Annotated in this window: 21 protein-coding genes; 10 read left to right on the top strand and 11 right to left on the bottom strand. The window is 56.9% G+C overall.

Annotated features, from left to right (window positions below; translation table 11 throughout):
- Positions 1-237: 237 nt before the first annotated feature.
- The 3 genes from OCH02_RS16765 to OCH02_RS16755 are packed head-to-tail and all read left to right on the top strand — an operon-like array spanning position 238 to position 3,404.
- Positions 238-1,005 (top strand): DeoR/GlpR family DNA-binding transcription regulator, encoded by a 768-nt coding sequence (locus OCH02_RS16765; RefSeq protein ID WP_261432162.1) that lies wholly within the window; start codon positions 238-240, stop codon positions 1,003-1,005.
- Positions 1,006-1,050: 45 nt separating this feature from the next.
- Positions 1,051-2,016: a D-erythronate dehydrogenase gene (gene denD / locus OCH02_RS16760; protein ID WP_261432161.1), complete on the top strand. Its 966-nt coding sequence runs from the start codon at positions 1,051-1,053 to the stop codon at positions 2,014-2,016.
- Positions 2,016-3,404, top strand: a complete 1,389-nt coding sequence (locus OCH02_RS16755; protein ID WP_261432160.1) for a GntP family permease — start codon at positions 2,016-2,018, stop codon at positions 3,402-3,404. Before denD ends, OCH02_RS16755 begins: the two co-directional genes overlap by 1 nt.
- A 66-nt stretch (positions 3,405-3,470) precedes the next feature.
- Here OCH02_RS16755 and lptG read toward each other — a convergent pair whose 3' ends face one another.
- Complete coding sequence (gene lptG / locus OCH02_RS16750; RefSeq protein WP_135314927.1) at positions 3,471-4,541, bottom strand: LPS export ABC transporter permease LptG; 1,071 nt, start codon at positions 4,539-4,541, stop codon at positions 3,471-3,473.
- The gene (gene lptF / locus OCH02_RS16745) at positions 4,541-5,635 is read right to left on the bottom strand and encodes an LPS export ABC transporter permease LptF (RefSeq protein ID WP_261432159.1); all 1,095 of its coding nucleotides are present in this window, start codon (positions 5,633-5,635) and stop codon (positions 4,541-4,543) included. Before lptF ends, lptG begins: the two co-directional genes overlap by 1 nt.
- A 280-nt stretch (positions 5,636-5,915) precedes the next feature.
- Between lptF and pepA the strand changes: the two genes are divergently transcribed.
- The 4 genes from pepA to OCH02_RS16725 all read left to right on the top strand — a co-directional run bounded on the left by pepA (position 5,916) and on the right by OCH02_RS16725 (position 11,551).
- The gene (gene pepA, locus OCH02_RS16740; protein ID WP_037424420.1) at positions 5,916-7,427 is read left to right on the top strand and encodes a leucyl aminopeptidase; all 1,512 of its coding nucleotides are present in this window, start codon (positions 5,916-5,918) and stop codon (positions 7,425-7,427) included.
- Between the two features lie 84 nt (positions 7,428-7,511).
- Entirely contained in the window at positions 7,512-7,961 is a 450-nt protein-coding gene (locus tag OCH02_RS16735) for a DNA polymerase III subunit chi (protein ID WP_261432158.1), read from the top strand.
- A gap of 13 nt (positions 7,962-7,974) precedes the next feature.
- Positions 7,975-10,851: a valine--tRNA ligase gene (locus tag OCH02_RS16730; RefSeq protein WP_261432157.1), complete on the top strand. Its 2,877-nt coding sequence runs from the start codon at positions 7,975-7,977 to the stop codon at positions 10,849-10,851.
- A gap of 196 nt (positions 10,852-11,047) precedes the next feature.
- A complete protein-coding gene (locus OCH02_RS16725; protein WP_261132217.1) occupies positions 11,048-11,551 on the top strand; it encodes a GNAT family N-acetyltransferase in 504 nt (167 codons plus the stop codon).
- Between the two features lie 47 nt (positions 11,552-11,598).
- Here OCH02_RS16725 and OCH02_RS16720 read toward each other — a convergent pair whose 3' ends face one another.
- Positions 11,599-12,603, bottom strand: a complete 1,005-nt coding sequence (locus tag OCH02_RS16720) for an acyltransferase family protein (RefSeq protein ID WP_261432156.1) — start codon at positions 12,601-12,603, stop codon at positions 11,599-11,601.
- A gap of 352 nt (positions 12,604-12,955) precedes the next feature.
- Here OCH02_RS16720 and OCH02_RS16715 point away from each other — a divergent pair, with 352 nt between their 5' ends.
- Complete coding sequence (locus tag OCH02_RS16715) at positions 12,956-14,563, top strand: GMC family oxidoreductase (RefSeq protein ID WP_261432154.1); 1,608 nt, start codon at positions 12,956-12,958, stop codon at positions 14,561-14,563.
- Between the two features lie 21 nt (positions 14,564-14,584).
- On the opposite strand, the gene miaE is transcribed toward OCH02_RS16715, so the two are convergent.
- Entirely contained in the window at positions 14,585-15,349 is a 765-nt protein-coding gene (gene miaE, locus OCH02_RS16710; protein WP_012005012.1) for a tRNA isopentenyl-2-thiomethyl-A-37 hydroxylase MiaE, read from the bottom strand.
- A 55-nt stretch (positions 15,350-15,404) separates the two neighbouring features.
- A complete protein-coding gene (rraB, locus tag OCH02_RS16705) occupies positions 15,405-15,833 on the bottom strand; it encodes a ribonuclease E inhibitor RraB (protein ID WP_012005011.1) in 429 nt (142 codons plus the stop codon).
- Between the two features lie 163 nt (positions 15,834-15,996).
- On the opposite strand from rraB, the gene argF reads away from it, so the two are divergent.
- Both argF and OCH02_RS16695 read left to right on the top strand, forming a co-directional pair.
- Positions 15,997-17,016: an ornithine carbamoyltransferase gene (argF, locus tag OCH02_RS16700; RefSeq protein ID WP_261432153.1), complete on the top strand. Its 1,020-nt coding sequence runs from the start codon at positions 15,997-15,999 to the stop codon at positions 17,014-17,016.
- Between the two features lie 211 nt (positions 17,017-17,227).
- Positions 17,228-18,796: an ABC transporter substrate-binding protein gene (locus OCH02_RS16695; protein WP_261432151.1), complete on the top strand. Its 1,569-nt coding sequence runs from the start codon at positions 17,228-17,230 to the stop codon at positions 18,794-18,796.
- Between the two features lie 18 nt (positions 18,797-18,814).
- Here OCH02_RS16695 and OCH02_RS16690 read toward each other — a convergent pair whose 3' ends face one another.
- The 6 genes from OCH02_RS16690 to OCH02_RS16665 all read right to left on the bottom strand — a co-directional run bounded on the left by OCH02_RS16690 (position 18,815) and on the right by OCH02_RS16665 (position 24,729).
- Entirely contained in the window at positions 18,815-19,429 is a 615-nt protein-coding gene (locus OCH02_RS16690; protein WP_261432150.1) for a 2-dehydro-3-deoxy-6-phosphogalactonate aldolase, read from the bottom strand.
- Positions 19,416-20,327, bottom strand: coding sequence for a 2-dehydro-3-deoxygalactonokinase (locus OCH02_RS16685; protein WP_261432149.1), 912 nt, complete (start codon positions 20,325-20,327; stop codon positions 19,416-19,418). The genes OCH02_RS16690 and OCH02_RS16685 overlap by 14 nt, the downstream gene beginning before the upstream one ends.
- Before the next feature lie 15 nt (positions 20,328-20,342).
- Complete coding sequence (locus OCH02_RS16680; protein ID WP_261432148.1) at positions 20,343-21,833, bottom strand: sodium:solute symporter family protein; 1,491 nt, start codon at positions 21,831-21,833, stop codon at positions 20,343-20,345.
- Between the two features lie 137 nt (positions 21,834-21,970).
- A complete protein-coding gene (locus OCH02_RS16675; protein WP_112347961.1) occupies positions 21,971-22,369 on the bottom strand; it encodes a RidA family protein in 399 nt (132 codons plus the stop codon).
- A gap of 17 nt (positions 22,370-22,386) precedes the next feature.
- A complete protein-coding gene (locus OCH02_RS16670; protein ID WP_261432147.1) occupies positions 22,387-23,826 on the bottom strand; it encodes an N-acyl-D-amino-acid deacylase family protein in 1,440 nt (479 codons plus the stop codon).
- 39 nt (positions 23,827-23,865) lie between these two features.
- Positions 23,866-24,729, bottom strand: coding sequence for a MurR/RpiR family transcriptional regulator (locus tag OCH02_RS16665; protein WP_261432146.1), 864 nt, complete (start codon positions 24,727-24,729; stop codon positions 23,866-23,868).
- Between the last annotated feature and the right edge of the window lie 192 nt (positions 24,730-24,921).

Below are 24,921 nucleotides of genomic sequence, written 5' to 3'. Positions count from 1 at the left end.
TCCATCACAGTACTTATCACAAGATCTTGTTCCTTCAAATCGCCTCATACAAAACAAACAACACATTGAAAAATATAAATTTAACTTTCAACTCAACGCCCTTCATCCATCTTCGCATCTGTGACAACTCTCGTTTCTTTGTGAAGTCATATGGTTAAAAATTCAGCTCAATAACAAAAAATAACAACGCCTGTGCTGTGGTGCCCCTGCCACTGACAGCCCGGCAGAGGAGTGCTGATGATCCCTTCCGAACGCCGTGATTTTATCTATCGCCACGTACACGAATACCAACTGGCGGCTATCCCCGCGCTGGCCGAGCTGATGAGTGTCTCGCATATGACAGTGCGCCGGGATATCCGCGTGCTGGAGGAGCAGGGCAAGGTGGTCAGCGTCAGTGGCGGTGTACGTCTGAGCGACACACTGCGCCAAGAGCTGGCCTATAGCGAGAAGGCTCGACTGCACCACCGTCACAAATGTGAGATAGGCAAATACGCAGCATCTCTGGTGGAAGATGGGCAGGTGGTGTATCTGGATGCCGGTACCACCACCTTCGAAATCGCCCGCAGCCTGGCAGAGCGTTTCAACCTGACCATCGTCACCAACGATTTCTCCATCCTCCAGCACCTGATGAATAAGCCGCAGCTGAGCCTGTTTCACACCGGTGGTCAGGTCGACCAACGCAACTACTCCTGCGTCGGCAACAGCGCCGCCATGCTGCTGCGCACGCTGAATATCGACATCGCCTTTATCAGCACCAGTTCCTGGGATCTGGCACACGGCGTATCGACGCCGCACGAGGAAAAAGTGTTGGTCAAACAGGCGCTGCTGGAAGTCGCCCGCCGTCGGGTGCTGGTTTCCGACAGCAGCAAGTTCGGCAAATACGGCATGTTCCGCGTCTGCCCGCTGGAGGCACTCGACGACATCCTCTGCGATGCCGCACTGCCGCCAGCCGTGCAGCAACAGCTCAGGGAACGCGGGCTGCATCTACACAGCATCACTTTCTAATAACAACGAACAACCACAACCCCTACGGGGAACAAGGATCACAACATGAAGATAATTATTACCGGCGGCGCGGGCTTTCTCGGCCAGCGGCTGGCCAAGGCGTTACTGCAAAACGATAGTCCTCTCGCCGCCAGTCAGTTGGTGCTGGCCGACATCCACCTGCCGCAGGCACCGGGCAATGACCCCCGAGTGCGTTGCGTGGCGCTCGATCTCACCGATCCGCAGGCAGCAAATAGCCTGATCGACAGCGACTGTACGGTGCTGTTTCACCTGGCGGCAATCGTCAGCAGCCACGCAGAGAATGATTTTGATCTCGGCATGCAGGTTAACTTCGATGCCACCCGCCACCTGCTGGAGGCGGCGCGGCAACATGCGCCTGCGCTACGGTTCATCTTCAGTAGTTCATTGGCGGTGTTCGGCGGTGAATTACCTCCAGTGGTCAACGATGGTTGTGCAGTGGCGCCACAGTCCTCCTACGGCGCGCAAAAAGCGATGTGCGAGCTGCTGGTCAACGACTATGCACGCAAGGGCTTTGTCGACGGCCGGGTGCTGCGCCTGCCGACCATCAGCGTGCGCCCGGGCAAACCGAATCAGGCCGCCTCGTCCTTCGCCAGCGGCATCATCCGCGAACCGCTGCAGGGGGAAACCGCCGTCTGTCCTGTCTCACCGGAACTGGCACTGTGGCTCTCCAGCCCCGGGACGGTTGTGCGCAATCTCATCCACGCAGCCACCCTGCCACTGAGTGCGTTTGGTCTAACGCGCACCCTCAACCTGCCCGGCATCAGCGTTAAGGTGCAGCACATGTTAGATGCGCTGCGCGAAGTGGCTGGTGAACAGGTCAGCGCCCGCGTGCGCTTTGTTGAAGACGAACGCATCAACCGCATTGTCGCCGGTTGGCCCGGCAATTTTGACACTCAGCGCGCAGTGGCGCTCGGTTTTAGCGCCGATGAAACCTTCCAGCAGGTGATCCGCGCCTTTATCCGTGACGACATGTCGCAGGGAGGAGGCTGATGATGGCGCTCTATACTCCAATCATCGGTCTGGCGGTGGCCGTGTTTGTGCTGATTTTTCTGGTGCTGCGTACCCGAGTGCATGCGCTGCTGGCGATGCTGATCGCCGCCTCTATCGCCGGTATCAGTGGCGGCCTGAGCGCGCTGCAAACGGTAGAAGCCATCAGTAAAGGCTTCGGCTCCACGCTCGGCAGTATCGGCATTGTCATTGGTTTGGGGGTGATGATGGGCCGGGTGCTGGAAGTGTCCGGCGCCGCAGAGCAGATCGCCTACAGCTTTATCAAGTGGCTGGGTAAACGGCGCGAGGAATGGGCGCTTGCCATCACCGGCTATATCGTCAGTATCCCTATCTTTGTCGACTCCGCTTTTGTGATCCTCTACCCGTTGGTGAAAGCGCTGGCAAAGAAAGGTAAACGCAATGTGCTGACGCTCGGTGTGGCATTGGCCGGGGGGTTAATCATCACTCACCATGCGGTGCCGCCAACGCCAGGTCCGCTCGGGGTGGCGGGTATTTTCGGGGTGGATATTGGCGCGATGATGCTGGCTGGGCTGGTGCTGGCGATCCCTTGCGTGATCGGCGTAGTGTTCTATGCCCGTTGGTTGGGTAAGCGCTATCCCAATTTTCAACCGGCGGGGTTTGATGACGAACCGCAAGATTTACAGGCTGCACACCAGCGTTATCTGGCGGAAAAAGAAGGTAAGTCGTTACCGGGGCTGGGCTTGTCCTTACTGCCGATTGTCGCACCGATAGTGCTGATTTTCATCAATGCGCTGAACAACATGCTGGCTAAAACCGACGAACTGAGTTGGCTGGCTGACAGCCTGTGGGGACAAACGTTCGCCTTCCTCGGCGCGCCGATGATTGCGCTGGCGATCAGCACACTGCTGGCGGTGTACACACTGATGCCGAAGGTCGACAAGAACACCACGCTGGAAAGGTTGGAGGAAGGGCTACAAACTGCAGGCATCATTCTGCTGGTGACCGGTGCCGGGGGGGCGCTAGGGGCGGTGTTGCGCGAAAGCGGCGCAGGCACCCAACTGGCCCAGCACGTCGCTAATCTGCCAATCTCACCGGTGCTGATCCCGTTTGTGATCGCCACGCTGGTGCGGGTGATCCAGGGGTCTGGTACCGTAGCAATGATAACCGCCGCGTCGATCTCTGCCCCCATAATCAGCCAATTGCCAGGCATTAATATGCTGGCAGCGGCGCAGGCTGCCACACTGGGGGCGCTGTTCTTCAGCTATTTCAACGACAGCATGTTCTGGGTCGTTAACCGTATGATGGGGATCACCGATGTCCGTCAGCAGATGATGGTGTGGTCGGTACCTACCACCATCGCCTGGGCCATCAGCCTATGCGGCGTGCTGGTGCTGGACTGGGTGTTATAACCGCCAGAAACAGCAAGGGCGCAGTCATCGCTGGCTGCGCCCTTCTTAATTAACTCTCTCGTTGCGCTACTTGCGTTTTAGCAGCATGTACACGCTGATCAACAAGAACAGCATGCTTGGCAGCAACGCGCCCAACACCGGCGGCATGTTGTACACCAGGCTCAGCGGGCCGAATATCTGGTCCAGCACGTAGAACAGGAACCCGAAGCTGATACCGGTCACCACACGCACGCCCATCGGCACGCTGCGCAGTGGGCCGAAGATGAACGACAGCGCCATCAGCATCATCACCGCAACGGAAAGCGGCGAGAACACCTTGCTCCACATGTTCAGCTGGTAGCGGTTGGCTTCCTGGCCACTCTGCTTCAGGTACTTCACGTAGTTGTGCAGGCCGCTGATGGAGAGTGAGGTTGGGTCCAGCGCCACGACGCCCAGTTTGTCCGGGGTCAGGTTGGTTTTCCATTCGCCGGTCAGGGTTTGGGTGCCGGTAACCTGTTTTTCGTTGGTCAGATCAGAGGTATCCACCTGCGAAAGTTTCCATACGCCGTCTTCAAAGCTGGCGCTGGCGGCATAACGCACCGTCTCCAGCCTGCGCTGGTCGTTGAAGTGGTAGATATTCACGCCGGAAAGCTCTTTCTCGCCCGCAACGCGTTCGATGTAGATAAAGTCGGTACCGTCTTTCGCCCACAGGCCGTTCTTGGTAGAAAGCAGCGAGCCACCGTACATCTGCTGTGCGCGGTAGTTACGCGCCATTTGGTCGCCCTGCGGTGCCACCCACTCGCCAATCGCCATGGTCAACAGCACCAGCGGGATGGCGGTTTTCATCACCGAACCGGCAATCTGCATGCGGGTAAAGCCGGAAGCCTGCATCACCACCAGTTCACTGCGCGTCGCCAGTTGCCCCAGCCCGAGCAGTGCGCCCAGCAGGGCCGCCATCGGGAAGAAGATCTCGATGTCCTTCGGCACGCTCAGCAGGGTAAACATTCCGGCGCCCAGCGCCGTATAGTCACCCTGGCCCACTCTGCGCAGCTGGTCGACGAACTTGATGATGCCGGAAAGCGACACCAGCATGAACAGCGTCATGATGATGGTGTTGAAAATCGTCTTACCGATATATCGGTCTAAAACCCCAAACATCAGGCCGCTCCTCTCAGGCGTGCGCGCAGCTTGCGCATCGGCACGGTATCCCACAGGTTCAGCGCCAGCGCGATCGCAAAGTACACGGCGTTGACCAGCCAAAGCCACAGCATTGGGTCCAGCTTGCCTTTACCGGCGTTGGAACGTAGCGAGGTCTGCAGCAGGAAGAATATCAAATACAGCAGGATGGCCGGCAGCATGCTCAGCACGCGGCCCTGACGCGGGTTCACCACGCTGAGCGGCACCACCAGCAACGCCATAATGACGACGGAAAGCACCAGCGTCAGGCGCCAGTGGAACTCGGCGCGCGCGTCCGGATCGTCAGACTCCAGCAGCGTCTTCATCGACATCTGTTCGGCCTGGTTACCCTCCACGGCGACCGCACGGTGGCTTACCACCGCCTTATAGTCGTTGAAATCGGTAATGCGGAAGTCACGCAGCAGCGCAGTGCCCTCAAAGCGGGTGCCTTTGTCCAGCGTCACCACCTGCGAACCGTCTTTCATCTGGTTAATCTGGCCATGTTCAGCCACCACCACGGAAGGGCGTTGGTTGCCGTTCGGCCGCAGTTGCGCCAGGAACACGTTGTTAAAGGTGCTGCCCTTAACGTTACCGATAAACAGCACCGCGTTACCGTCCTGCGAGGTTTTGAACTGCCCTTCTGCCAGCCCGGCAATGCTTGGGTTGGCTTTGGCTTCGGAAACCACCACGTCCTGATAGCGCGAAGCCCAGGGCCCGACCCAAAACACGTTGGCCGCCGCAATAACGGAAGTGAAAAGTGCCAATACCATGGCCGCAATGATCAGGGTTCGTTTACCCAGCCCGCAGGCATGCATCACGGTGATTTCGCTGTCGGTATACAGCCGCCCAAGCGTCATCAATAAGCCAAGAAACAGGCTTAATGGCAGGATTAGCTGCGCCATCTTCGGCACACCCAATGCGAGCAAAGAAAGAACTAAATTTGTCGGGACATCGCCGTCCACCGCATCGCCTAACACCCTGACTAAATTCTGACAAAAGAAGATCAGAAGCAGGATGAACAAAATCGCGATTTGGCTCTTTAGCGTTTCCCGTACCAGATATCTTATGATGATCACGCTTATTACGCCTGTGAAAACTTGTCTTTTTGCAGGAAAATCGATAGTTTCATCGCTAATCCGCCATTTATTCTCATCATATGGCAACCGACACAGCTAAAATAGTATTACAACATCTAGCATTTGGGTGTCCTATAGGAACTTGCCTATAGTCGCCAAAACAGAGCAATTTACGCCGTTCAGGTTAACATAACTCGTTAACTCAATGGCGGGAGATCGTTACGGAGTGCGTCATTCTAGCCGTAGCGCCTGCCTTTGTCTTTAAGATTCAGGAGAGTGCATGGAGTTCAGTGTAAAAAGCGGTAGCCCGGAAAAACAGCGCAGTGCCTGTATTGTAGTCGGCGTTTTTGAACCGCGCCGCTTGTCCCCTATCGCAGAACAACTCGACAAAATCAGTGATGGTTATATCAGCGCTTTGCTGCGCCGTGGCGAACTGGAAGGTAAAGTCGGGCAGACGTTACTGCTGCACCATGTACCTAACATTCTCTCCGAACGCATCCTGTTAATTGGCTGTGGCAAAGAGCGCGAGCTCGATGAACGCCAGTACAAACAGGTGATTCAAAAAACCATCAATACCCTTAACGATACCGGCTCCATGGAAGCGGTCTGCTTCCTGACCGAGCTGCACGTGAAAGGCCGCAACACTTACTGGAAGGTGCGTCAGGCGGTGGAAACCGCGAAAGAAACGCTCTACACCTTCGATCAGTTGAAAAGCAACAAAGTGGAGCCACGTCGTCCGCTGCGCAAGATGGTGTTCAACGTGCCAACCCGTCGTGAGCTCACCAGCGGTGAACGTGCGATCCAGCACGGTCTGGCGGTGTCTTCCGGCATCAAAGCGGCGAAAGATCTCGGCAACATGCCGCCGAACATCTGTAACGCCGGTTACCTGGCCTCACAGGCTCGCCAACTGGCGGACGCCTTCAGCACCAACATCACCACCCGCGTCATCGGTGAACAGCAGATGAAAGAGTTGGGGATGAACGCCTATCTGGCGGTTGGCGCCGGCTCGCGTAACGAATCATTGATGTCGGTGATGGAATATAAGGGCAATCCTAACCCGGACGCTAAGCCAATTGTGCTTGTCGGTAAGGGCCTGACCTTCGATGCCGGCGGCATCTCGATCAAACCTGCCGATGGCATGGACGAGATGAAGTACGACATGTGTGGCGCAGCCACCGTGTACGGCGTGATGCGTGTGGTGGCGGAACTGAACCTGCCGCTGAACGTGATCGGCGTGCTGGCCGGCTGTGAAAACATGCCGGGCGGTAGCGCTTATCGTCCGGGCGACGTGCTGACCACCATGTCCGGCCAGACCGTCGAGGTGTTGAACACCGACGCGGAAGGCCGCCTGGTACTGTGCGACACCCTGACCTACGTTGAGCGTTTCGATCCAGAGCTGGTGATTGACGTTGCCACCCTGACCGGTGCCTGCGTGATCGCGCTGGGCCACCACATCACCGGCCTGATGTCGAACCACAACCCGCTGGCGCACGAACTGATCGGCGCGTCCGAACAGGCCGGCGACCGTGCGTGGCGCTTGCCGATGTCCGACGAGTACTACGAGCAGCTGGACTCCAACTTTGCCGATATGGCGAACATTGGTGGCCGTCCGGGCGGGGCCATCACCGCGGCCTGCTTCCTGTCGCGCTTTACCCGCAAGTACAGCTGGGCGCACCTGGATATCGCCGGCACCGCCTGGCGCTCCGGCAAGGCCAAAGGGGCCACCGGTCGTCCGGTAGCGCTCTTGTCGCAGTTCCTATTGAACCGTGCGGGGCTGAACGGCGACGATTAAATCTGAGCGGTAATTCAGGTATAATCCCGAGGGGCACAGCATGCTGTGCCCCTACACTTTTTATAGGCAGCGGTGAATCAGACCATGAAACAGGCAACGTTCTATCTAATCGAACACGCGGAACCCGCAGGTGCGCTCAGCGCGCATGAGGCCGTGGCCTGCGCCGTTGCCGCCGAACGCTGGCGCTCCGGCAAGCGGGTGTTGATCGCCTGCGAGAGCCAGAAACAGGCCGAACGGTTGGACGAAGCGCTATGGCAGCGCGATCCGCACCAGTTCGTGCCGCACAACCTGGCCGGTGAAGGCCCGCATTACGGTGCCCCGGTCGAACTGTGTTGGCCCGGCAAACGCGGCAACTCCCCGCGTGACCTGCTGATCGCCCTGCTGCCGCAGTTTGCAGATTTTGCTACTGCTTTCCATGAAGTGGTAGACTTCGTCCCATACGAAGACACCTTAAAACAGTTGGCGCGCGACCGATATAAAGCTTATCGCAGCGTCGGCTTCCATTTGACCACGGCCACGCCGCCAACTCACTGAACAACGATATAAAATGGAAAAGACAAACAGTCACCTCGATACCGCCTACGACCCGAAAGAGATCGAACAGAAGCTGTACGATCACTGGGAAAACCAGGGTTACTTCAAGCCAAATGGTGATACCAGCCAGGAAAGCTTCTGCATCATGATCCCGCCGCCGAACGTCACCGGCAGCCTGCACATGGGCCACGCCTTCCAGCAGACCATCATGGACACCATGATCCGTTACCAGCGCATGCAGGGCAAAAACACCCTGTGGCAGGCGGGTACCGACCATGCCGGTATCGCCACCCAGATGGTGGTTGAGCGCAAGATCGCCGCAGAAGAAAACAAAACTCGCCATGACTATGGCCGCGATGCGTTCATCGACAAAATCTGGCAGTGGAAGGCAGAATCCGGCGGCACCATCACCCGTCAGATGCGCCGTCTGGGCAACTCCGTGGACTGGGAGCGCGAGCGCTTCACCATGGACGAAGGCCTGTCCAACGCGGTACGCGAAGTGTTTGTTCGTCTGCACAAAGAAGATCTGATTTACCGTGGCAAACGCCTGGTGAACTGGGATCCGAAACTGCGCACCGCCATCTCCGATCTGGAAGTGGAAAACCGCGAGTCCAAAGGCTCCATGTGGCACCTGCGTTACCCGCTGGCCGACGGCGCAAAAACCGCCGAAGGCAAAGATTACCTGGTGGTCGCCACCACCCGTCCGGAAACCGTGCTCGGTGATACCGGCGTAGCGGTGAACCCGGAAGATCCTCGCTACAAAGATTTGATTGGCAAAGAAATCCTTCTGCCGCTGGTTGGCCGCCGCATCCGCATCGTCGGTGACGAGCACGCCGATATGGAAAAAGGCACCGGCTGTGTGAAAATCACCCCGGCGCACGACTTTAACGACTACGAAGTCGGTAAACGTCACGGCCTGACGATGATCAACATTCTGACTTTCGACGGCGATATCCGTCAGGAAGCGGAAGTGTTCAACACCCTCGGCGAAATCTGCACCGATTACTGCAACGAGATCCCGGCCCAGTTCCGTGGCCTGGAGCGCTTCGCGGCACGTAAAGCGGTAGTGGCTGCCTTTGAAGAGCTTGGTTTACTGGAAGAGATCAAACCGCACGACCTGACGGTGCCTTACGGCGACCGCGGCGGCGTGGTGATCGAACCTATGCTGACCGACCAATGGTACGTGCGTACCGCTCCGCTGGCGAAAGTGGCGGTGGAAGCGGTTGAGCAAGGCGAGATCCAGTTCGTGCCGAAGCAGTACGAAAACATGTACTTCAGCTGGATGCGCGACATTCAGGACTGGTGTATCTCGCGTCAGCTGTGGTGGGGTCACCGTATTCCGGCCTGGTACGACGTGAACGGTAAAGTCTATGTGGGCCGCAGCGAAGAAGAAGTGCGTAGCGAGAACAACCTGGGCCCTGACGTGGTGCTGAACCAGGACGAAGACGTGCTGGACACCTGGTTCTCTTCCGGCCTGTGGACCTTCTCTACCCTGGGCTGGCCAGAGCAGACCGACGCGCTGAAAACCTTCCACCCGACCAGCGTGATGGTCAGTGGCTTCGACATCATTTTCTTCTGGATTGCGCGCATGATCATGCTGACCATGCACTTCATGAAGGATGAAAACGGCAAGCCACAGGTTCCGTTCAAAACCGTCTACATGACCGGTCTTATCCGCGACGACGAAGGGCAGAAGATGTCCAAGTCGAAAGGTAACGTGATCGACCCGCTGGACATGGTTGACGGCATCTCGCTGGAAGACCTGCTGGAAAAACGCACCGGTAACATGATGCAGCCGCAGCTGGCGGAAAAAATCCGCAAGCGCACCGAGAAGCAGTTCCCGAACGGCATCGAGCCGCACGGTACCGACGCCCTGCGCTTCACCCTGGCGGCACTGGCCTCCACCGGCCGTGACATTAACTGGGACATGAAGCGCCTGGAAGGTTACCGCAACTTCTGTAACAAGCTGTGGAACGCCAGCCGCTTTGTGCTGATGAACGCTGAAGGTCAGGACTGTGGCTTCAACGGCGGCGAGAAAGTGCTGTCGCTGGCAGACCGCTGGATCCTGGCTGAATTCAACCGTACGGTGAAAGCTTACCGCGAAGCGCTGGACACCTACCGCTTCGATCTGGCCGCTAACATTCTGTACGAATTCACCTGGAACCAGTTCTGTGACTGGTATCTGGAGCTGACCAAGCCGGTCGTGACCAACGGCAGCGAAGCGGAACAGCGCGGCACCCGCCATACGCTGATCACCGTGCTGGAAGCCCTGCTGCGTCTGGCGCACCCGGTGATCCCGTTCATTACCGAAACCATCTGGCAGCGCGTGAAAACCCTGACCGGCGAAACCGCAGACACCATCATGCTGCAGCCTTTCCCAGAGTACGACGCCACGCTGGAAGATACGCAAGCGCTGAACGACCTGGAGTGGATCAAGCAGGCGATCACCGCGGTGCGTAACATTCGCGCCGAGATGAACATCGCGCCAAGCAAACTGCTGGAAGTACTGCTGCGTAACTGCAATGCCGACGCCGAGCGCCGCGTGCAGGAGAACCAGAGCTTTATTCAGCGTTTGGCACGTCTGGAGTCTATCGCCCTGCTGCCTGCCGGTGACAAAGGCCCGTTATCGGTCACCAAACTGGTGGACGGTGCCGAGCTGCTGATCCCTATGGCCGGCTTTATCGATAAGGACGCCGAGATCGCGCGTCTGTCGAAAGAGATGGGCAAGCTGGATGCGGAAATCGCCTCAATCGAAGGCAAGCTGTCTAACGAAGGTTTTGTGGCGCGCGCGCCAGAAGCCGTAGTCGCCAAAGAGCGCGAACGTCTGACCGCCTGCAAAGAAGGCAAAGTGAAGCTGCAGGAACAGCAGGCGACCATCGCCGCGTTGTAATCTGTCGGTTCATTGCAACAGCTGAAAACAGCGGGGATTTCCCCGCTGTTTTTTTATCGCCGTTGCATCTGGCCCGCTTAAGATGTTATTACAATATATTAATATATGCCGCATGGACGCCGCCGGGGAATCAACCCAGGCGCGGTTTGTGCTGCGATAAAAACGAATGTGGTTCCCTTTAATGGCGAGTGTAAACATGACAACAGCAACCCCAGTACGTCTTCTGGTGCGCCCAATAACGGCTGACGATAATGCCGCTATTGCCAATGTCATTCGCGAAGTCTCCGCCGAGCACGGTTTGACGGCGGACAAAGGCTATACCGTTTCCGACCCCAATCTGGACGTCTTGTATCAGCTCTACAGCCTGCCTCGCAGCGCTTATTGGGTGATAGAAGTCGACGGCCAGATTGCCGGGGGTGGCGGTATTGCGCCGCTGCAGGGCGGTGAAGTGGATATTTGCGAATTACAGAAAATGTATTTCCTGCCGGTTTTACGCGGCCAGGGCCTGGCAAAACGCCTGGCGCTGCAGGCACTGGAGTTCGCCCGTCAACAGGGTTTCCGCTGTTGTTATTTAGAAACCACCGCCAGTCTGACCCAGGCTATCGGCCTGTATGAGCATTTGGGCTTTGAGCATATCGACCAGGCCATGGGCACCACCGGCCACGTCGACTGCGAAGTCACCATGCTGAAAACGCTGTAATCTTGCTACTGCGCCCGCGGTAATAACGGGCGCAGCATGCAGCGCCCCTACTGGGATCGCACCCTCTCCGTCACCCCGCCCTTGATAGTCAACTCAATCCGGCTCAGCACCAGGCTGGTCAGGTAGGATACGGCAATTAACAACAGCAGGATCAGCGGCGTATAGCGCGGCGCAAAGATCAGCTTCTGGGTGAAGTAATAGCAATAGAAACTGTGGGTCAGCCACATGTACATTGAATGCTTGCCCAACTCACCCACCACCCGGTTCACCCTGCTGCCAAGCCCATCGGCCGTATTCATCAGCGCAATAATAAACAGCGGCGTCACCAGCAGCAGCCCCGGGTTATGGGCGACGATAAACACCGCCAGCGTCACCATCAGCAAGATCAGTGGATGGGTACGGCTCAGGGTCGCAATCAGTTTCACCAGCCACGAGTTCGCCGGCATTTTCTGGCTACGGCCAAACACCATGCCGAAGCCAAACGGCAGCAACCAGGTGCAATATTCGATTAACACCTCTGGCGCCCAGCCAACATACTGCAGCCCCTTGCCGCACAGTGCCGCCAGAAACAGCAGTCCCAGTAATGGGCCGATATTCAGCCGCGACAACAACGGCAAAGAAAGCACATACAATACATAGAGTTTAAAGAACCACCACTCACTGTTATAAGTGGATTTTATGCCCATCAGGTTTTCGAGAAACAGCGACGGCGACAGGGAATATCTCTCGCCCGGAAAGAAAATGATGCCAATCGGCACAAAGATAAACAGCACTATCCAGTAGCTGATATATAAATTCTTCAGCTTGCCCCAGATATATTTAAACGTGACTTCTTTTTTTAACGAAAATCCGTAGCCGGATAAAAACAGGAACATCGAAACGCAAATCTTGCCGAACAGGCCAACAAACATCTCAATATCAACACTATTAACCATATGATAAACCGGGATATCCGGGCTAATACGGCTTGGGTAGGCAAACAGGTGGTGGATTAACATCAGGATGATGGCAATCCCTTTTAAATAATTAGATTTATTAATCGAAATTTCCATATTTCTTAATATCTTATCCGATGATAGATTGGCTCATCATATAGCAGCATTTTTGCTCTGACACTCTCTTTCCTGCTCGGATAAGTCTCATAATTAATATTCCTTTAAGAAACAATGCGCCGTTTGTTTATAAAACCGCATTTTCTCTCGCCAGCCCATGCCCGCAGAAAGACAACGCCAAAACATTAATATGGTTACATTATTTTTTATTCATAAAAATCATATGAATAATAAAAAATATAAATATTTTTTGTGATATTCATTAACAAATTAACGATTACAAATTGACCTCTACCCCGCTTGGGATACTCTGCCAGAACAGGCTAATGCCGCAATCGCACAGGGAGCAGTCATGTCGGAAAACGCTTTTGATTACATCATTGTCGGTGCAGGTTCCGCCGGCTGCGTGTTGGCAGCACAATTGATCCGCCGTACCCAGGCACGGGTACTGCTGCTGGAAGCCGGTGGCGACGACAATAATTTGTTCATCAAGATGCCGGCCGGCGTGGCGAAGATCATCGCCAAGAAAAGCTGGCCGTATCAAACCGAGCCGGAGCCGCATGCCAATAACCGCCGCATGCAGATAGCCCAGGGCAAGGTGTTGGGCGGCAGCAGCTCGGTCAACGGCATGATCTATATTCGCGGCCAGCGACAGGATTACGACGAGTGGGCCGAACGCTATGGCTGTGTTGGTTGGGGCTATCAAGACGTGCTGCCCTACTTCAAACGCGCCGAGGCCAACGAGAGTCTGTCGGATACCTATCATGGGGGCGAGGGGCTGCTGCCGGTCAGCGAGAACCGCTATCGTCACCCGCTCAGCATGGCGTTTATCCGCGCCGGCCAGGAGCTGGATCTCCCCTACCGCAACGATTTCAACGGCGACAGCCAGCACGGCGTCGGCTTCTACCAGACCACCACCCACAATGGCGAACGCGCCAGCACCGCACGCACTTACCTGAAAGCGGTGCGAAACGAGCAGCGACTGGTGGTGAAACTGAATGCGCTGGTACACCAGGTGGTACTCGACAATAACGTCGCCACCGGCGTGGTGTATAGCCAGAACGGCGGCACCGAGGTCACCGCTCATGCCACCCAGGAAGTGATCCTCAGCGCCGGCGCGGTAGGATCGCCGAAGATCCTGATGCTGTCCGGCATCGGGCCACGCGAACACCTGCAGCAATTGGGTATCGAGCCGCTGGCGGATCTGCCGGTCGGCAAGAACTTTCACGATCATCTGCATATGTCGATCAACGTCAGCACCCGCGAACCCATCAGCCTGTACGGTGCCGATCGCGGCCTGCAGGCGCTACGCCACGGCACCGAATGGCTGGCGTTTCGCAGCGGCGTACTGAGTTCCAACGTGCTGGAAGGGGCCGCCTTCACCGACAGCCTGGGCGACGGCCGGCCGGACGTGCAGATCCACTTCCTGCCGATGCTCGACAGCTGGGACGACGTGCCCGGCGAACCGCTGCCCAATATCCACGGCTTCACGCTCAAGGTTGGCTACCTGCAACCCAAGGCGCGCGGTGAAGTGCTGCTGCGCAGTCGCGATCCCAAGGATCCGGTGAAGCTGCACGCCAACTACCTCGGCCACCCGGAAGATTTGGCCGGCAGCGTGCGTGCGGTGAAGTTCGGCCTGCGTTTTCTGCAAACCGCCGCCCTCAAACCGATTATCAAAGATCTGCTGATGCCACAGCCGGCTTGGCTGAACGATGAGACGCAACTGGAAGAGTTCGTGCGCAACTTCTGCAAAACGGTGTATCACCCGGTGGGCAGTTGCCGCATGGGGCAATCTCCGCAGGACTCGGTAACCGATTTACAACTGCGGGTACACGGATTTGAACGGCTGCGGGTGATCGACTGTTCGGTGATGCCGCAGGTGACCAGCGGCAATACCAATGCACCGACCATCATGCTGGCAGAGAAAGCGGTGGATTTACTGCTGGGCACGCCACAATAAAATCATCTGGGTGCCCGGCTGTCAGGCGATGGCGGGCACGCCGCTGTGGAAGCGGAATTCGCTGTCCGGGGTTTGGATCAGCGCCGCTTCGATACGGCCAAAATGGGCCACCCGCTCGCTGATATCGCCACCGGCAATCTGTTCGGCCAATGTCAGGTAGTCCTGATAGTGACGCGCTTCGGAGCGCAGCAGCGAAACGTAGAAGCGGTTTAGTTCGTCGTCCAGGTGCGGTGCCAGGCGGGCAAAACGTTCGCAGGAACGTGCTTCGATATAAGCGCCGCAAATCAGTTTATCAATCAGCGTGGCCGGATCGTGGGTGCGGATCTCACGGATCATACCTTTGGCATAGCGGCTGGCGGTGATTTTCTTATACGGGATCTGCCGCGCCAGCATGATCTCCAGCACCTGCGAGAAATGATGCAGCTCCTCTTTGATCAGCAGCACCATTCTGTCTGCCAGATCCTGACCGTAGGCCGAGCCGTTTTTTGGCAGGATCTTGCGGGTGAAATTGTTCTGTTGGAACAGCGCTTCCGGCACGCCCTGCGCTTCATGCAAAAATGCCTCGTAGGGCCTGAGCAGCGCCAGCAGTGCGTCACCGCTCTCTTTGTCCGCTACGTAACGGCGGATCAGCCACATACCGGTCTGCGCGGCTTTTAGCTCGCACACCATATGGTCAGTCAGCAACAGCGGCAGGTTTTCCGGGCGGCGCGCAGCATCAATCCAGGCGTCTGGGGTTTCACAGTGCAGGAAGTTTAAAATCGGGGCTAGCAGGGATTGGTATTTCATGTGTTCTTATCAGGGGCCAACAAGCGCTGGCCCACAGGAATTAAGCAGAAGTTAATTAATGGCGTTTACCGTCGTCGTCTTCGTCGATGAAGTCACCTTCTTCTTCATCATCGTCACCTTCTTCGCCGTTCGGATCTTCAAAGTAGGTGCCCCAGCCGTCGTAGTTAACGCCACAACGTGCCGCCAACGCCACCAGTTGCTCGACCTGAGCGTCGATCACTTCGGCGTTCAGACCCACTTCGCTGATCACGTCACAGCACATCACCAGGGTACCGTCTTCCACTTCCAGCTCTTCGGCGTCGGTCACTTCAAAGCCCAACTTGAAGGCTTCGACAGCGGCTTTCTCCAGCACTTCAAACTTCTCGGCTGAGAGATGGTGTTCAATGGTGTAGAGCGCCTCTGGATCGCTGCCGTCTTCCAGCAGTTCTTCGATGATCAGGCGGGTCTCTTCACGTTGTTCGTCTAGCTGTTCGCTGTTTGCCATGCCTATATCCTCAAGTCAAATGGCCTGTATTGCGCCTATTTTCACACACCGTCGGCATTGCTTCCACGATAAACGTGAAAGATTTCCACCCTGGGGTTGAAATTGAATATTCATACATATAAAGTGAATTTAAATTCAATTTAAGCGATAAGGATATACGGCAATGAGTAGCATAAACCCGTTCTACAAACGTCACTTCCTGAGGTTAATGGATTTCACCCCGGCACAACTGCAAGCACTGCTGAAACTGTCGGCAGATTTGAAGCTGGCCAAGAAACAAGGCAAGGAAACTCGCCATCTGCAGGGTAAAAACATCGCGCTCATCTTCGAAAAAGACTCGACCCGTACCCGATGCTCTTTCGAAGTTGCCGCATTCGATCAGGGTGCTCAGGTCACCTATCTCGGCCCGAGCGGCAGCCAAATTGGCCATAAAGAGTCGATGAAAGACACCGCCCGCGTGCTGGGTCGGATGTATGACGGTATTCAGTACCGCGGTTACGGCCAGCATCTGGTGGAAACCCTGGCGCTGCATGCCGGCGTACCGGTGTGGAACGGGCTGACCAACGAGTTCCACCCGACGCAGTTGCTGGCAGACTTGCTCACGGTGCAGGAACAGCTGCCGGGCAAGCCGCTAAGTGAGGTGAAGTTCGCCTACCTCGGCGATACCCGCAACAATATGGGCAACACCCTGCTGGAAGCCGCCGCGCTGGCCGGGATGGACCTGCGTCTGGTCGCACCGAAGGCCTGCTGGCCACAACCGGAGCTGGTCGCGGAGTGCCAGGCGCTGGCGAAACAGACCGGTGCCAAGATCACCCTGACCGAAGACATTGCCGAAGGGGTGAAGGATGCGGACTTCCTGTATACCGACGTCTGGGTGTCGATGGGTGAACCAAAAGAAACCTGGCATGAGCGTATTGGGCTGTTGAAACCCTATCAGGTCAATATGGCGATGGTGAAACTGACCGGTAATCCGAACGTTAAATTCCTGCACTGTCTGCCGGCGTTTCACGACGACCAAACCACTCTCGGTAAGCAGATGGCGGAGCAATACGGGCTGCACGGCGGCATGGAAGTCACCGATGAAGTGTTTGAGTCCGCGCACAGCGTGGTGTTCGATCAGGCAGAAAACCGCCTGCACACCATCAAGGCCGTGATGGTCGCCACCCTCAGCGAAACCTTCTGACACCCGCGCGGGTTTACAGACCCGCGCCCTCCTTTCTGCCAATCCCAGGCATTACGTCTAAGATGTTTAAAGCATATCAAATAGCCGATTAACCTTTGTCAGTCACCGCCAAAGGTTCTACCGTGCATGCTGACGGCGAAAAGCCGCGAAGACTAACGATAACAATGACTTCTCGGCACCGGAGCCCGCGGTGCATTCAGGGGAAATACCAATGAAAGCCAAAGTCCTGCCGCTGTTAATTCTTGCCGCACTGTCCACCGCCGCGCTGGCTGCCACTCCGTCCAATACATTGGTGGTAGTACAATCGCTGGACGATATCGTCAGCCTCGATCCGGCGGAAGCCAACGAACTGTCCAGCATCCAGACCGTGCCGAGCCTGTATCAACGGCTGGTACAGGCGGATCGCGACGATCCGGCGAAGGTGGTACCGGTGCTGGCAGAAAGCTGGCAGGGCGACGCGGCAGCCAAAACCCTGACCATCAAACTTCGCCCACAGGCGGTATTTGCCTCCGGTAACCCATTGACCGCCGATGACGTGATCTTTTCCTACAGCCGTGCAGTTAAGATGAACAAGTCACCGGCGTTTATCCTCAACGTACTCGGCTGGCAGCCGGATAACATCGATGCACAGCTGAAAAAAATCGACGAGCATAGTCTGCAGCTGAGCTGGACGGCAGACGTCAGCCCGGCGGTGGCGCTGAACATTCTCTCCACGCCGATCGCCTCGATCGTCGACAGCAAGGCGGTGCAGCCCAACGCCAAAGACGGCGACTACGGCAACGCCTGGTTGAAAATGCACTCCGCCGGCAGCGGGCCGTTCACAATGCGCGTCTACCAGCCGCATCAGGCGATCGTGCTGGATGCCAACCCGACGTCGCCGGGCAGCAAGCCGCTGCTGAAAAGCATCATCATTAAAAGCGTGCCGGACTCTGCCACCCGTCGCCTGTTGATCCAGCAGGGCGACGCTGACGTGGCACGCGAGCTTGGCCCGGACCAAACCGTGGCGCTGAAGACTCAGCCGGGTGTGAAGGTGCTGGAGATCCCATCCGCCGAGCAAAACTATCTGGTGTTCAACACCGGCAATACCGCCAATCCGCTGCTGAAAAATCCGGCCTTCTGGGAGGCGGCGCGTTATCTGATCGACTATCAGGGCATCACCAAAGATCTGCTGAAGGGCCAGTACTTTGTTCACCAGAGCTTCCTGCCGATCGGCTTGCCGGGGGCGCTGAAAGACAACCCGTTCAGCTTTGATCCCGCCAGGGCCAAGGCGATCCTGGCCAAGGCCGGTATCACCAACGCCGCGCTGACGCTGGACGTGGAGAACAAGCCGCCGTTTATCACCATCGCTCAGGCGCTGCAGGCCAGCTTTGCCGAGGGCGGTGTGAAGTTGGAGCTGTTGCCGGCCGCCGGCAGCCAGGTCTATTCACGGGTGCGCGCCCGCCAGCATCAGGCCGCGATCCGTCTGTGGATCCCGGACTACTTTGACGCCCACTCCAACGCCAGCGCCTTTGCCTATAACGACGGCAAAACCAGCACGGTGGCGGGCCTCAATGGCTGGCAGATCCCACAGTTAAGTCAACAAACATTGGCAGCAGTGGCCGAAGCCGATCCGGCCAAGCGCACCGCGCTGTATACCGCCATGCAGCAGGAGCTGCAGCGCAGTTCGCCGTATGTGTTTATCGATCAGGCCAAAACCGAAGTGGTGCTGCGCGATAACGTCAAAGGCTACCAGCAGGGCCTGAATGCCGACATGGTTTACTACGATCGCGTCAGCAAGTAAGCGTTGTCCGGCGCAGGATTACTCCACCGCCCTGCGCAAGGCGGCGGCAAAACGCCCGGCCTTACGCCAGGTTTCCTCCGGCGTTTGGCCTGCACGATACAGATCTGACCCCAACCCTGCGCCCGTGCAACCGGCGGCAAGATAGTCCGCCAGGTTCTCCGGCGTGATGCCACCTACCGCATAAAGCTGGGTGCTTTTCGGCAGCACGCTCACCAGTGCCCGGATGTAGCCTGTGCCCAACGCGCCCGCCGGGAAGATTTTCACAATATCCGCGCCCGCCGCCAGCGCCGCAAAGACCTCGCTCGGCGTCATCGCCCCCACGCAGCTCATCAATCCCGCGGCTTTGGCTCGGCGGATCAACACGGGATCGGTATTGGGTGTCACCATCAGCGTCGCACCGCTGGCGATCAGCGCCTCCAGCTTTTCGTCGTCGATCACCGTCCCGGCACCGATATGCGCTCGCGCACCGTAGTACTGTTGCAACAACCGCACGCTTTGCTGCCAGTCGGGTGAGTTGGTGGGCACTTCGATCATTTCAAACCCGGCCTCGAGCAGCCCACTGGCGTGCTCCAGTACCTCTGCAGGTGTAATACCACGCAAAATAGCCACCAGCGGTAATTTATAAGGCTGCATAAATTCTCCCGAATCCGTTCAACATGGCGACCTGCGCCTCGATAACCACGGCTTTTTTCCCGGCGATATGACACGCGGCCAGATAATGCGTCACCAGCGGGGCATCCCCCACCAGCGCCAGCCTCTCGCTTTGCGGCCAGCGCCGCACCAGCTGCGCCAGTTCTTCACCAATCAACACGCCGGATAACCAGGACGCCACGCTGGTCGCCGCTAAATAACCCAGCACCCGTCGCGAACGGGCGTAGAACAGGCGATTCAACAGGCTATCTTCCCCCCGCAGCGACGCTTGTACGCCGTCGGTAAACGCCTGCGGGTCGTTCTCACCCTCCGCTAAACCTTTGCCCAACAGGCTATGTTGCAGCAGCAACTGATACAGCTCACCGGTGATGGCGGTGGAGAAATCTTCTATCAGCACGCCATCGGCCTGAATACTGGGTTTGACCCACTTGCTGTGCGTGCCGGGGAACAAATAAATATCGGCCTGCCGGCAGGCCAGCGCCCCCAGCAGTTGCACCTCTTCACCGCGCATCACGTTGGCACCCTCCTCCTCCCACTGTGCCAGCCCCGGACGCAACCACACCGGGCTGCGCAACGAGGACGGCACGACAATGCACCCGGCGGCAATCGCTTCCACCTGCAGTGGCAACCTTTGATAGCCGCTGTCCAGCCAGCCGCTGTCACTGCCGACCATGCCGGCCATCAACACCGGGATCTGCCGCGCTTCGATCCACGCCCGCCACGGTGCCAGCAGCGCCATCAAGACGGCATCATGGCTGCCCGCTTCGACAAACTTTACCCCTTGCGCCGTGTGCTGTTGCGCGACACACGCCCCGTTCTCTATGCGCCAGGCACGCAGGTGGCTGGAGCCCCAGTCAATGGCTATATAATTTGCGGTCATGCTGTTCTCCCGCGCTTACGCGTTACGGCCGGCGGCAGCGCTTTTACCCAACGGCACCTTGACCGCCGGACGGTTTTCCCGCTCGCGGGTAATCATCTCCAGCGCCTGCTCGCGGCTCATTTTGTTCGCCGGTGTCACCAGCGTCACCACTACCGCGCCAATCAGGCTGAACATCACCGAAGGGAAGCAAGGGTTGCCCCAAAACGCCAGCCAATCGCTGTTCATCAGCACCGCCATTGAGGTTGCCGCCCCGCCGATCAGCGCCGCCAATGCCCCCTGCCAGTTAAAGCGGGTCCAGAAACGGCCCAGAATGGAGCAAATAAACAGGCCGGACATGATCATCGAGATCATTTTGGTGATGTAGCTGATGATGTCGTTGGAGGTCAGGGCAAACACCAGCGCCAACGCAATCACCAGCACCAGGAAGATCCGCGACAGGCGAATAGCCTTGTCTTCCGCCGGCATATGGCCGGTAAACAAGGTGTAGAGATCACGCAGGATGATCGACACCCCAGCGATGGCGTCCGAGCTGCCCGAGGACATGTTCGCCGACATTCCGGCCACCAGGATCACCATTGCCACCACGTGCGGCAGTACCTGGGTGCCGAACAAGAAAGCGAAACCGCTGTTTTCCAGATTGGGGTTCATGGTCCAGACAGCCATACCGATGATCGCCGGCAGGAAGGAGAAAAACAGGTAAAGAATGCCGGTAATGGTAAATGACTGACGCACTGACGAAACGGTTTTCGCCGAGTAAATCCGCTGACGGTAAGAAGGAGTGGCCAGTACGCCGACGGCGATCACCAAGGCCAGTGAGAACGCCGGTAACATGCCCAGTTTGTCGATGGCAAACAGGCTTTGCGCAGCGGGATCTACCGCGTGCTGAATGTTAGCCCAACCACCGACATGCTGTACCGCCAGCACCGCCATCAAAATAAAGCCGAGGAACAGCACAATAGATTGCACCGTATCGATCCAAACCACCGCAGAATACCCGCCAATACCCACATAAACCACAAAGGCCAGGGCAATAATTACTTTAGCCACGTTAATATCAATACCGCTGGCCCAGGCCAAATATAATCCGCCCCCCAGAATATGGGCGCCCAACCAACCAATAGAGGCAATAAATATCAGCAGCGCGACGACGTTTTTAATTATTTTACTGCCACCGGTATAATAAGAGATTTCTTCACTCATGGTCATAAAGCGCATTTTTCTGACCGGTGCAAATAACCAGGCGACCAGCAGTATGCCCGTCGCCCCGCCAATGCCATACAGCATGCCGGCCCAGCCGTTGGCATAACCAAAGCCCACTGCGCCCACGCTGGAGCCGGTGCCAACCATGGTACCGACCGTCGAGCCGAGCGTCAGGAACATCGGCAGGGATCGGCCACCCAGCAGAAAGTCATCGCCGTTTTTTTGGTGGCGCGAAACATACCAGCCAAGTGCAATCATGGCGAGGGCATAGATAGCGAACCAGATAAGGAAAGATAAATTATTCATATCTCACATCCTGTCAGTGTTGGGTAGCAGTAAAATAAGAAAATAAAAATAGCGTTATCTCGCCTGAAATAAATCAGGCGTTTTATTATTAAGGGTGGTTAAACCACCCTATTACATTTTATATTTTTAGAAAGGGACTATCGGGTAATGCGTGCTGCGTTATAACAGGTAATATCAACTTCCACTTTGCAATCCACCACCAAATCGGCAACAGCGCAAATACGCGCCGGTGGATGAGCGGCAAAAAATTCACGGAACACTTTATTGAATGACTGGAAATAACGGGCATCGGTCAGAATGACCTTTACGTGTACCACATCCTCCAGGCCATATCCCGCCTCCAGCATAATATCCAGGCAGTTTTGGATCGCCAGGCGGGACTGCTCAATAATACCGCCCTCCACCACTTCACCGTCTTTCATCGGCGTCTGGCCGGAGATATACAGCCAGCCACCCGCTTCTACCGCCCTGGAAAAGGGCAGATGTTGCCCACCCGTGCCGGTGCCGCCATCAATACCGTATCTTTTGATCGTCATGCCTTGCTCCTGTCGATTTATTTGCCCTGGCGGCATAAAAACCGCCCGGCGCGCAGGCCGGTAACGGCCTGATGTTCATAACTCAGTACGCCGTTCACCCACACCGCGTCAATCCCGGCGGCGGGTTGTTGGGGCTGGCTGAACGTTGCGCTGTCTTTCACTTTCAACGCATCGAACAAGACCAGATCGGCGTAGTAACCCGTTTTGATCAGCCCACGCTGCGGCAGTTGATAACGCGCCGCGGACATGCCGCTCATTTTGTGCACCGCCACGGTCAGGGGGAAGAGTCCTTCGTCGCGGCTATAATGGCCCAGTACGCGCGGGAAGGCGCCCCACAGGCGCGGATGCGGCATCGGATCGTTTGGCAGGCCATCCGATCCCACCATGGTCAGTGGATAACTCAACACCCGGCGTACATCCTGCTCGTCCATGTTGTAGTAAATCGCGCCTGCCGGCATCAGCTGCTTGCCGGCCTCATGCAGGCTCATCGACCAGGTTCCGGCGATGTCCCGCAAAGACTGCCCCGCCATCTCCGGGTGCGGTTCGGACCAGGTGATGACGATGTCGAATTCATCAGTGATCTGTTTTAAATCCAGCGTCGACGAGCTGGCGGAATAGGGATAGCAGTCGCAGGACACATCCTGCGTCTGGCGCACCTTGTCGAACAGTTTTAACGTTTCCTGGGTGCGGCCCCAGTTTTTGGCTCCGGCACATTTATGATGGGAAATCACCACGGGTACCCGGCCATGACGGCCAATGCGGAAGGCCTCATCCATCGCCTCGAGTATAGGTTCAAACTCCGAGCGCAGGTGAGTGGTGTAAATACCCTGCTCGCCCGCCAACTCTTCCGCCAGTGCCATCACCTCTTCGGTGGGGGCTGAAAACGCCGTGGCGTACGCCAGACCGGTGCTCAACCCCAACGCGCCCTGTAGCAATGCCGTGCGCAATTGCTCGCGCATGGCGACGATCTCCCCGGCATTGGCCGGGCGGAACAGGTCATCCATCTGGTTGCTGCGCAAGGTGGTATGCCCGATCAGCGTCGCGACATTCACCCCAGGCGTCACGGCTTCCACCTGCTGACGGTAGGCCGCAATCGTCGGGTAAACGAAATGTTCTTTCTCACCCAGCAGGTTCATCGGATCCGGCACCTGGGTCCTGATCGTCGCTCCGGCCGCGCTGATACCACAGTTGCCGACAATCACCGTCGTCACACCCTGTGAAATCTTCGGCAGCATTTCAGGCATGCGGATCACGTTGGTATCATCATGGGTATGCACGTCGATAAACCCCGGAGACAGCACCCGCTCCCGGCCATCGATCACCACCTCGGCGTCGGCCTCGATGGCAGGCGCAATCGCCGCGATGCGGTCGTCTTTGACCGCAACATCCGCCCGGTACTGCGGCCCACCGCTGCCGTCGATCACCGTGACATTTTTAAACAGATACTGATACCGCATGAATCATCATCCTTCCGTTATTGTCTGTGGGATACCGGCTCAGTCACCCAACGGCTGCCGATCGGCCCCTCCGCGATGGCTGTCCAACGCCAGCTTGATGCGGCGTAGCCGATCCCTGGACTGGCGTTTATTCGCCATGGCCAATGCCGTCGCCAGCACGTCCACCATCGCCAGCATGGCGTAGCGCGAGGTGCTGGGTTTGTAGATGTAGTCATTTTCCCGCACCACCAGCGCCAGCAGTACGTCAGCCTGTGCCGCCAGCGGTGTTCCGGCGGGGGTAATCGCCACCACTTTGGCCCCGTACTGGCGGGCAATGGCGGCACTTTCCACCACTTCCTGCGTATAGCCGCCCAGTGACAGCGCCACCACCACATCCTGTTTGCTCACCGCCGCCGCCATCATGCGTACCAAGAGACCGTCACTTTGCGCGTTCACCGGCAGCCCGAGCCGGAACAAACGATGCTGCACTTCTGCCGCACAAATGGTCGAACCGCCGCCCATGCCAATCGCCAAAATTTGCCGCGCATCGCTGAGCCAGCCTACCGCTTTGCCCAACGCCGCTTCATCAATGGTCCGCCGGTTAATATTCAGGACATTGATGATGGTTTCATAAATCCCCTGGATCCCTTCCAGGTCAGGCTCTTCATGAATAAACCTTTGCCCCACCGCCAACGACTGCGCCAGCTTGACCTTGAGATCACGCACGTCCCGGCAGCCCAGCGTTTTGGCAAATCGCGTAATCGAAGCCTGGCTAACGTTGGCCTGCCGGGCCAGTTCGGCGATCGGCAGCGCAGTTACCGCGTCGGCGTCGTCCAAAATAAATTGCGCGATACGTTTTTCGGCGCTGCTCAGCTCGATAAAACGCTCCGTAATGCGCGAGATAATGTCGATTTCAACACCCATCGCCTCACCTCATAGTGGTTAAATTTTGTCATTTACAATGCAAGAAAACAGTGGAAGACTACACAAAAAACAGTTCTAAAAATGATACTTTGTACCCAACTCACGAAAATAAATAATTAAAACACAGTTAAATCAATAATTTTAATAGCGATACTCATTTTAAAAAAGATAGAACCCTTAAAGGATAATGTT

Origin of the sequence: Serratia quinivorans (genome assembly GCF_946227985.1) — a bacterium.
In the GTDB taxonomy this organism is placed as follows: domain Bacteria; phylum Pseudomonadota; class Gammaproteobacteria; order Enterobacterales; family Enterobacteriaceae; genus Serratia; species Serratia quinivorans_A.
This window is presented reverse-complemented; position numbering and strand designations above follow the sequence as displayed.

Coding starts and splice junctions, on each gene's coding strand:
- OCH02_RS16765 (WP_261432162.1), top strand. CDS start 238: ATGATCCCTTCCGAACGCCGTGATTTTATCTATCGCCACGTACACGAA.
- denD (WP_261432161.1), top strand. CDS start 1,051: ATGAAGATAATTATTACCGGCGGCGCGGGCTTTCTCGGCCAGCGGCTG.
- OCH02_RS16755 (WP_261432160.1), top strand. CDS start 2,016: ATGATGGCGCTCTATACTCCAATCATCGGTCTGGCGGTGGCCGTGTTT.
- lptG (WP_135314927.1), bottom strand. CDS start 4,541: ATGTTTGGGGTTTTAGACCGATATATCGGTAAGACGATTTTCAACACC.
- pepA (WP_037424420.1), top strand. CDS start 5,916: ATGGAGTTCAGTGTAAAAAGCGGTAGCCCGGAAAAACAGCGCAGTGCC.
- OCH02_RS16735 (WP_261432158.1), top strand. CDS start 7,512: ATGAAACAGGCAACGTTCTATCTAATCGAACACGCGGAACCCGCAGGT.
- OCH02_RS16730 (WP_261432157.1), top strand. CDS start 7,975: ATGGAAAAGACAAACAGTCACCTCGATACCGCCTACGACCCGAAAGAG.
- OCH02_RS16725 (WP_261132217.1), top strand. CDS start 11,048: ATGACAACAGCAACCCCAGTACGTCTTCTGGTGCGCCCAATAACGGCT.
- OCH02_RS16720 (WP_261432156.1), bottom strand. CDS start 12,603: ATGGAAATTTCGATTAATAAATCTAATTATTTAAAAGGGATTGCCATC.
- OCH02_RS16715 (WP_261432154.1), top strand. CDS start 12,956: ATGTCGGAAAACGCTTTTGATTACATCATTGTCGGTGCAGGTTCCGCC.
- miaE (WP_012005012.1), bottom strand. CDS start 15,349: ATGAAATACCAATCCCTGCTAGCCCCGATTTTAAACTTCCTGCACTGT.
- rraB (WP_012005011.1), bottom strand. CDS start 15,833: ATGGCAAACAGCGAACAGCTAGACGAACAACGTGAAGAGACCCGCCTG.
- argF (WP_261432153.1), top strand. CDS start 15,997: ATGAGTAGCATAAACCCGTTCTACAAACGTCACTTCCTGAGGTTAATG.
- OCH02_RS16695 (WP_261432151.1), top strand. CDS start 17,228: ATGAAAGCCAAAGTCCTGCCGCTGTTAATTCTTGCCGCACTGTCCACC.
- OCH02_RS16690 (WP_261432150.1), bottom strand. CDS start 19,429: ATGCAGCCTTATAAATTACCGCTGGTGGCTATTTTGCGTGGTATTACA.
- OCH02_RS16685 (WP_261432149.1), bottom strand. CDS start 20,327: ATGACCGCAAATTATATAGCCATTGACTGGGGCTCCAGCCACCTGCGT.
- OCH02_RS16680 (WP_261432148.1), bottom strand. CDS start 21,833: ATGAATAATTTATCTTTCCTTATCTGGTTCGCTATCTATGCCCTCGCC.
- OCH02_RS16675 (WP_112347961.1), bottom strand. CDS start 22,369: ATGACGATCAAAAGATACGGTATTGATGGCGGCACCGGCACGGGTGGG.
- OCH02_RS16670 (WP_261432147.1), bottom strand. CDS start 23,826: ATGCGGTATCAGTATCTGTTTAAAAATGTCACGGTGATCGACGGCAGC.
- OCH02_RS16665 (WP_261432146.1), bottom strand. CDS start 24,729: ATGGGTGTTGAAATCGACATTATCTCGCGCATTACGGAGCGTTTTATC.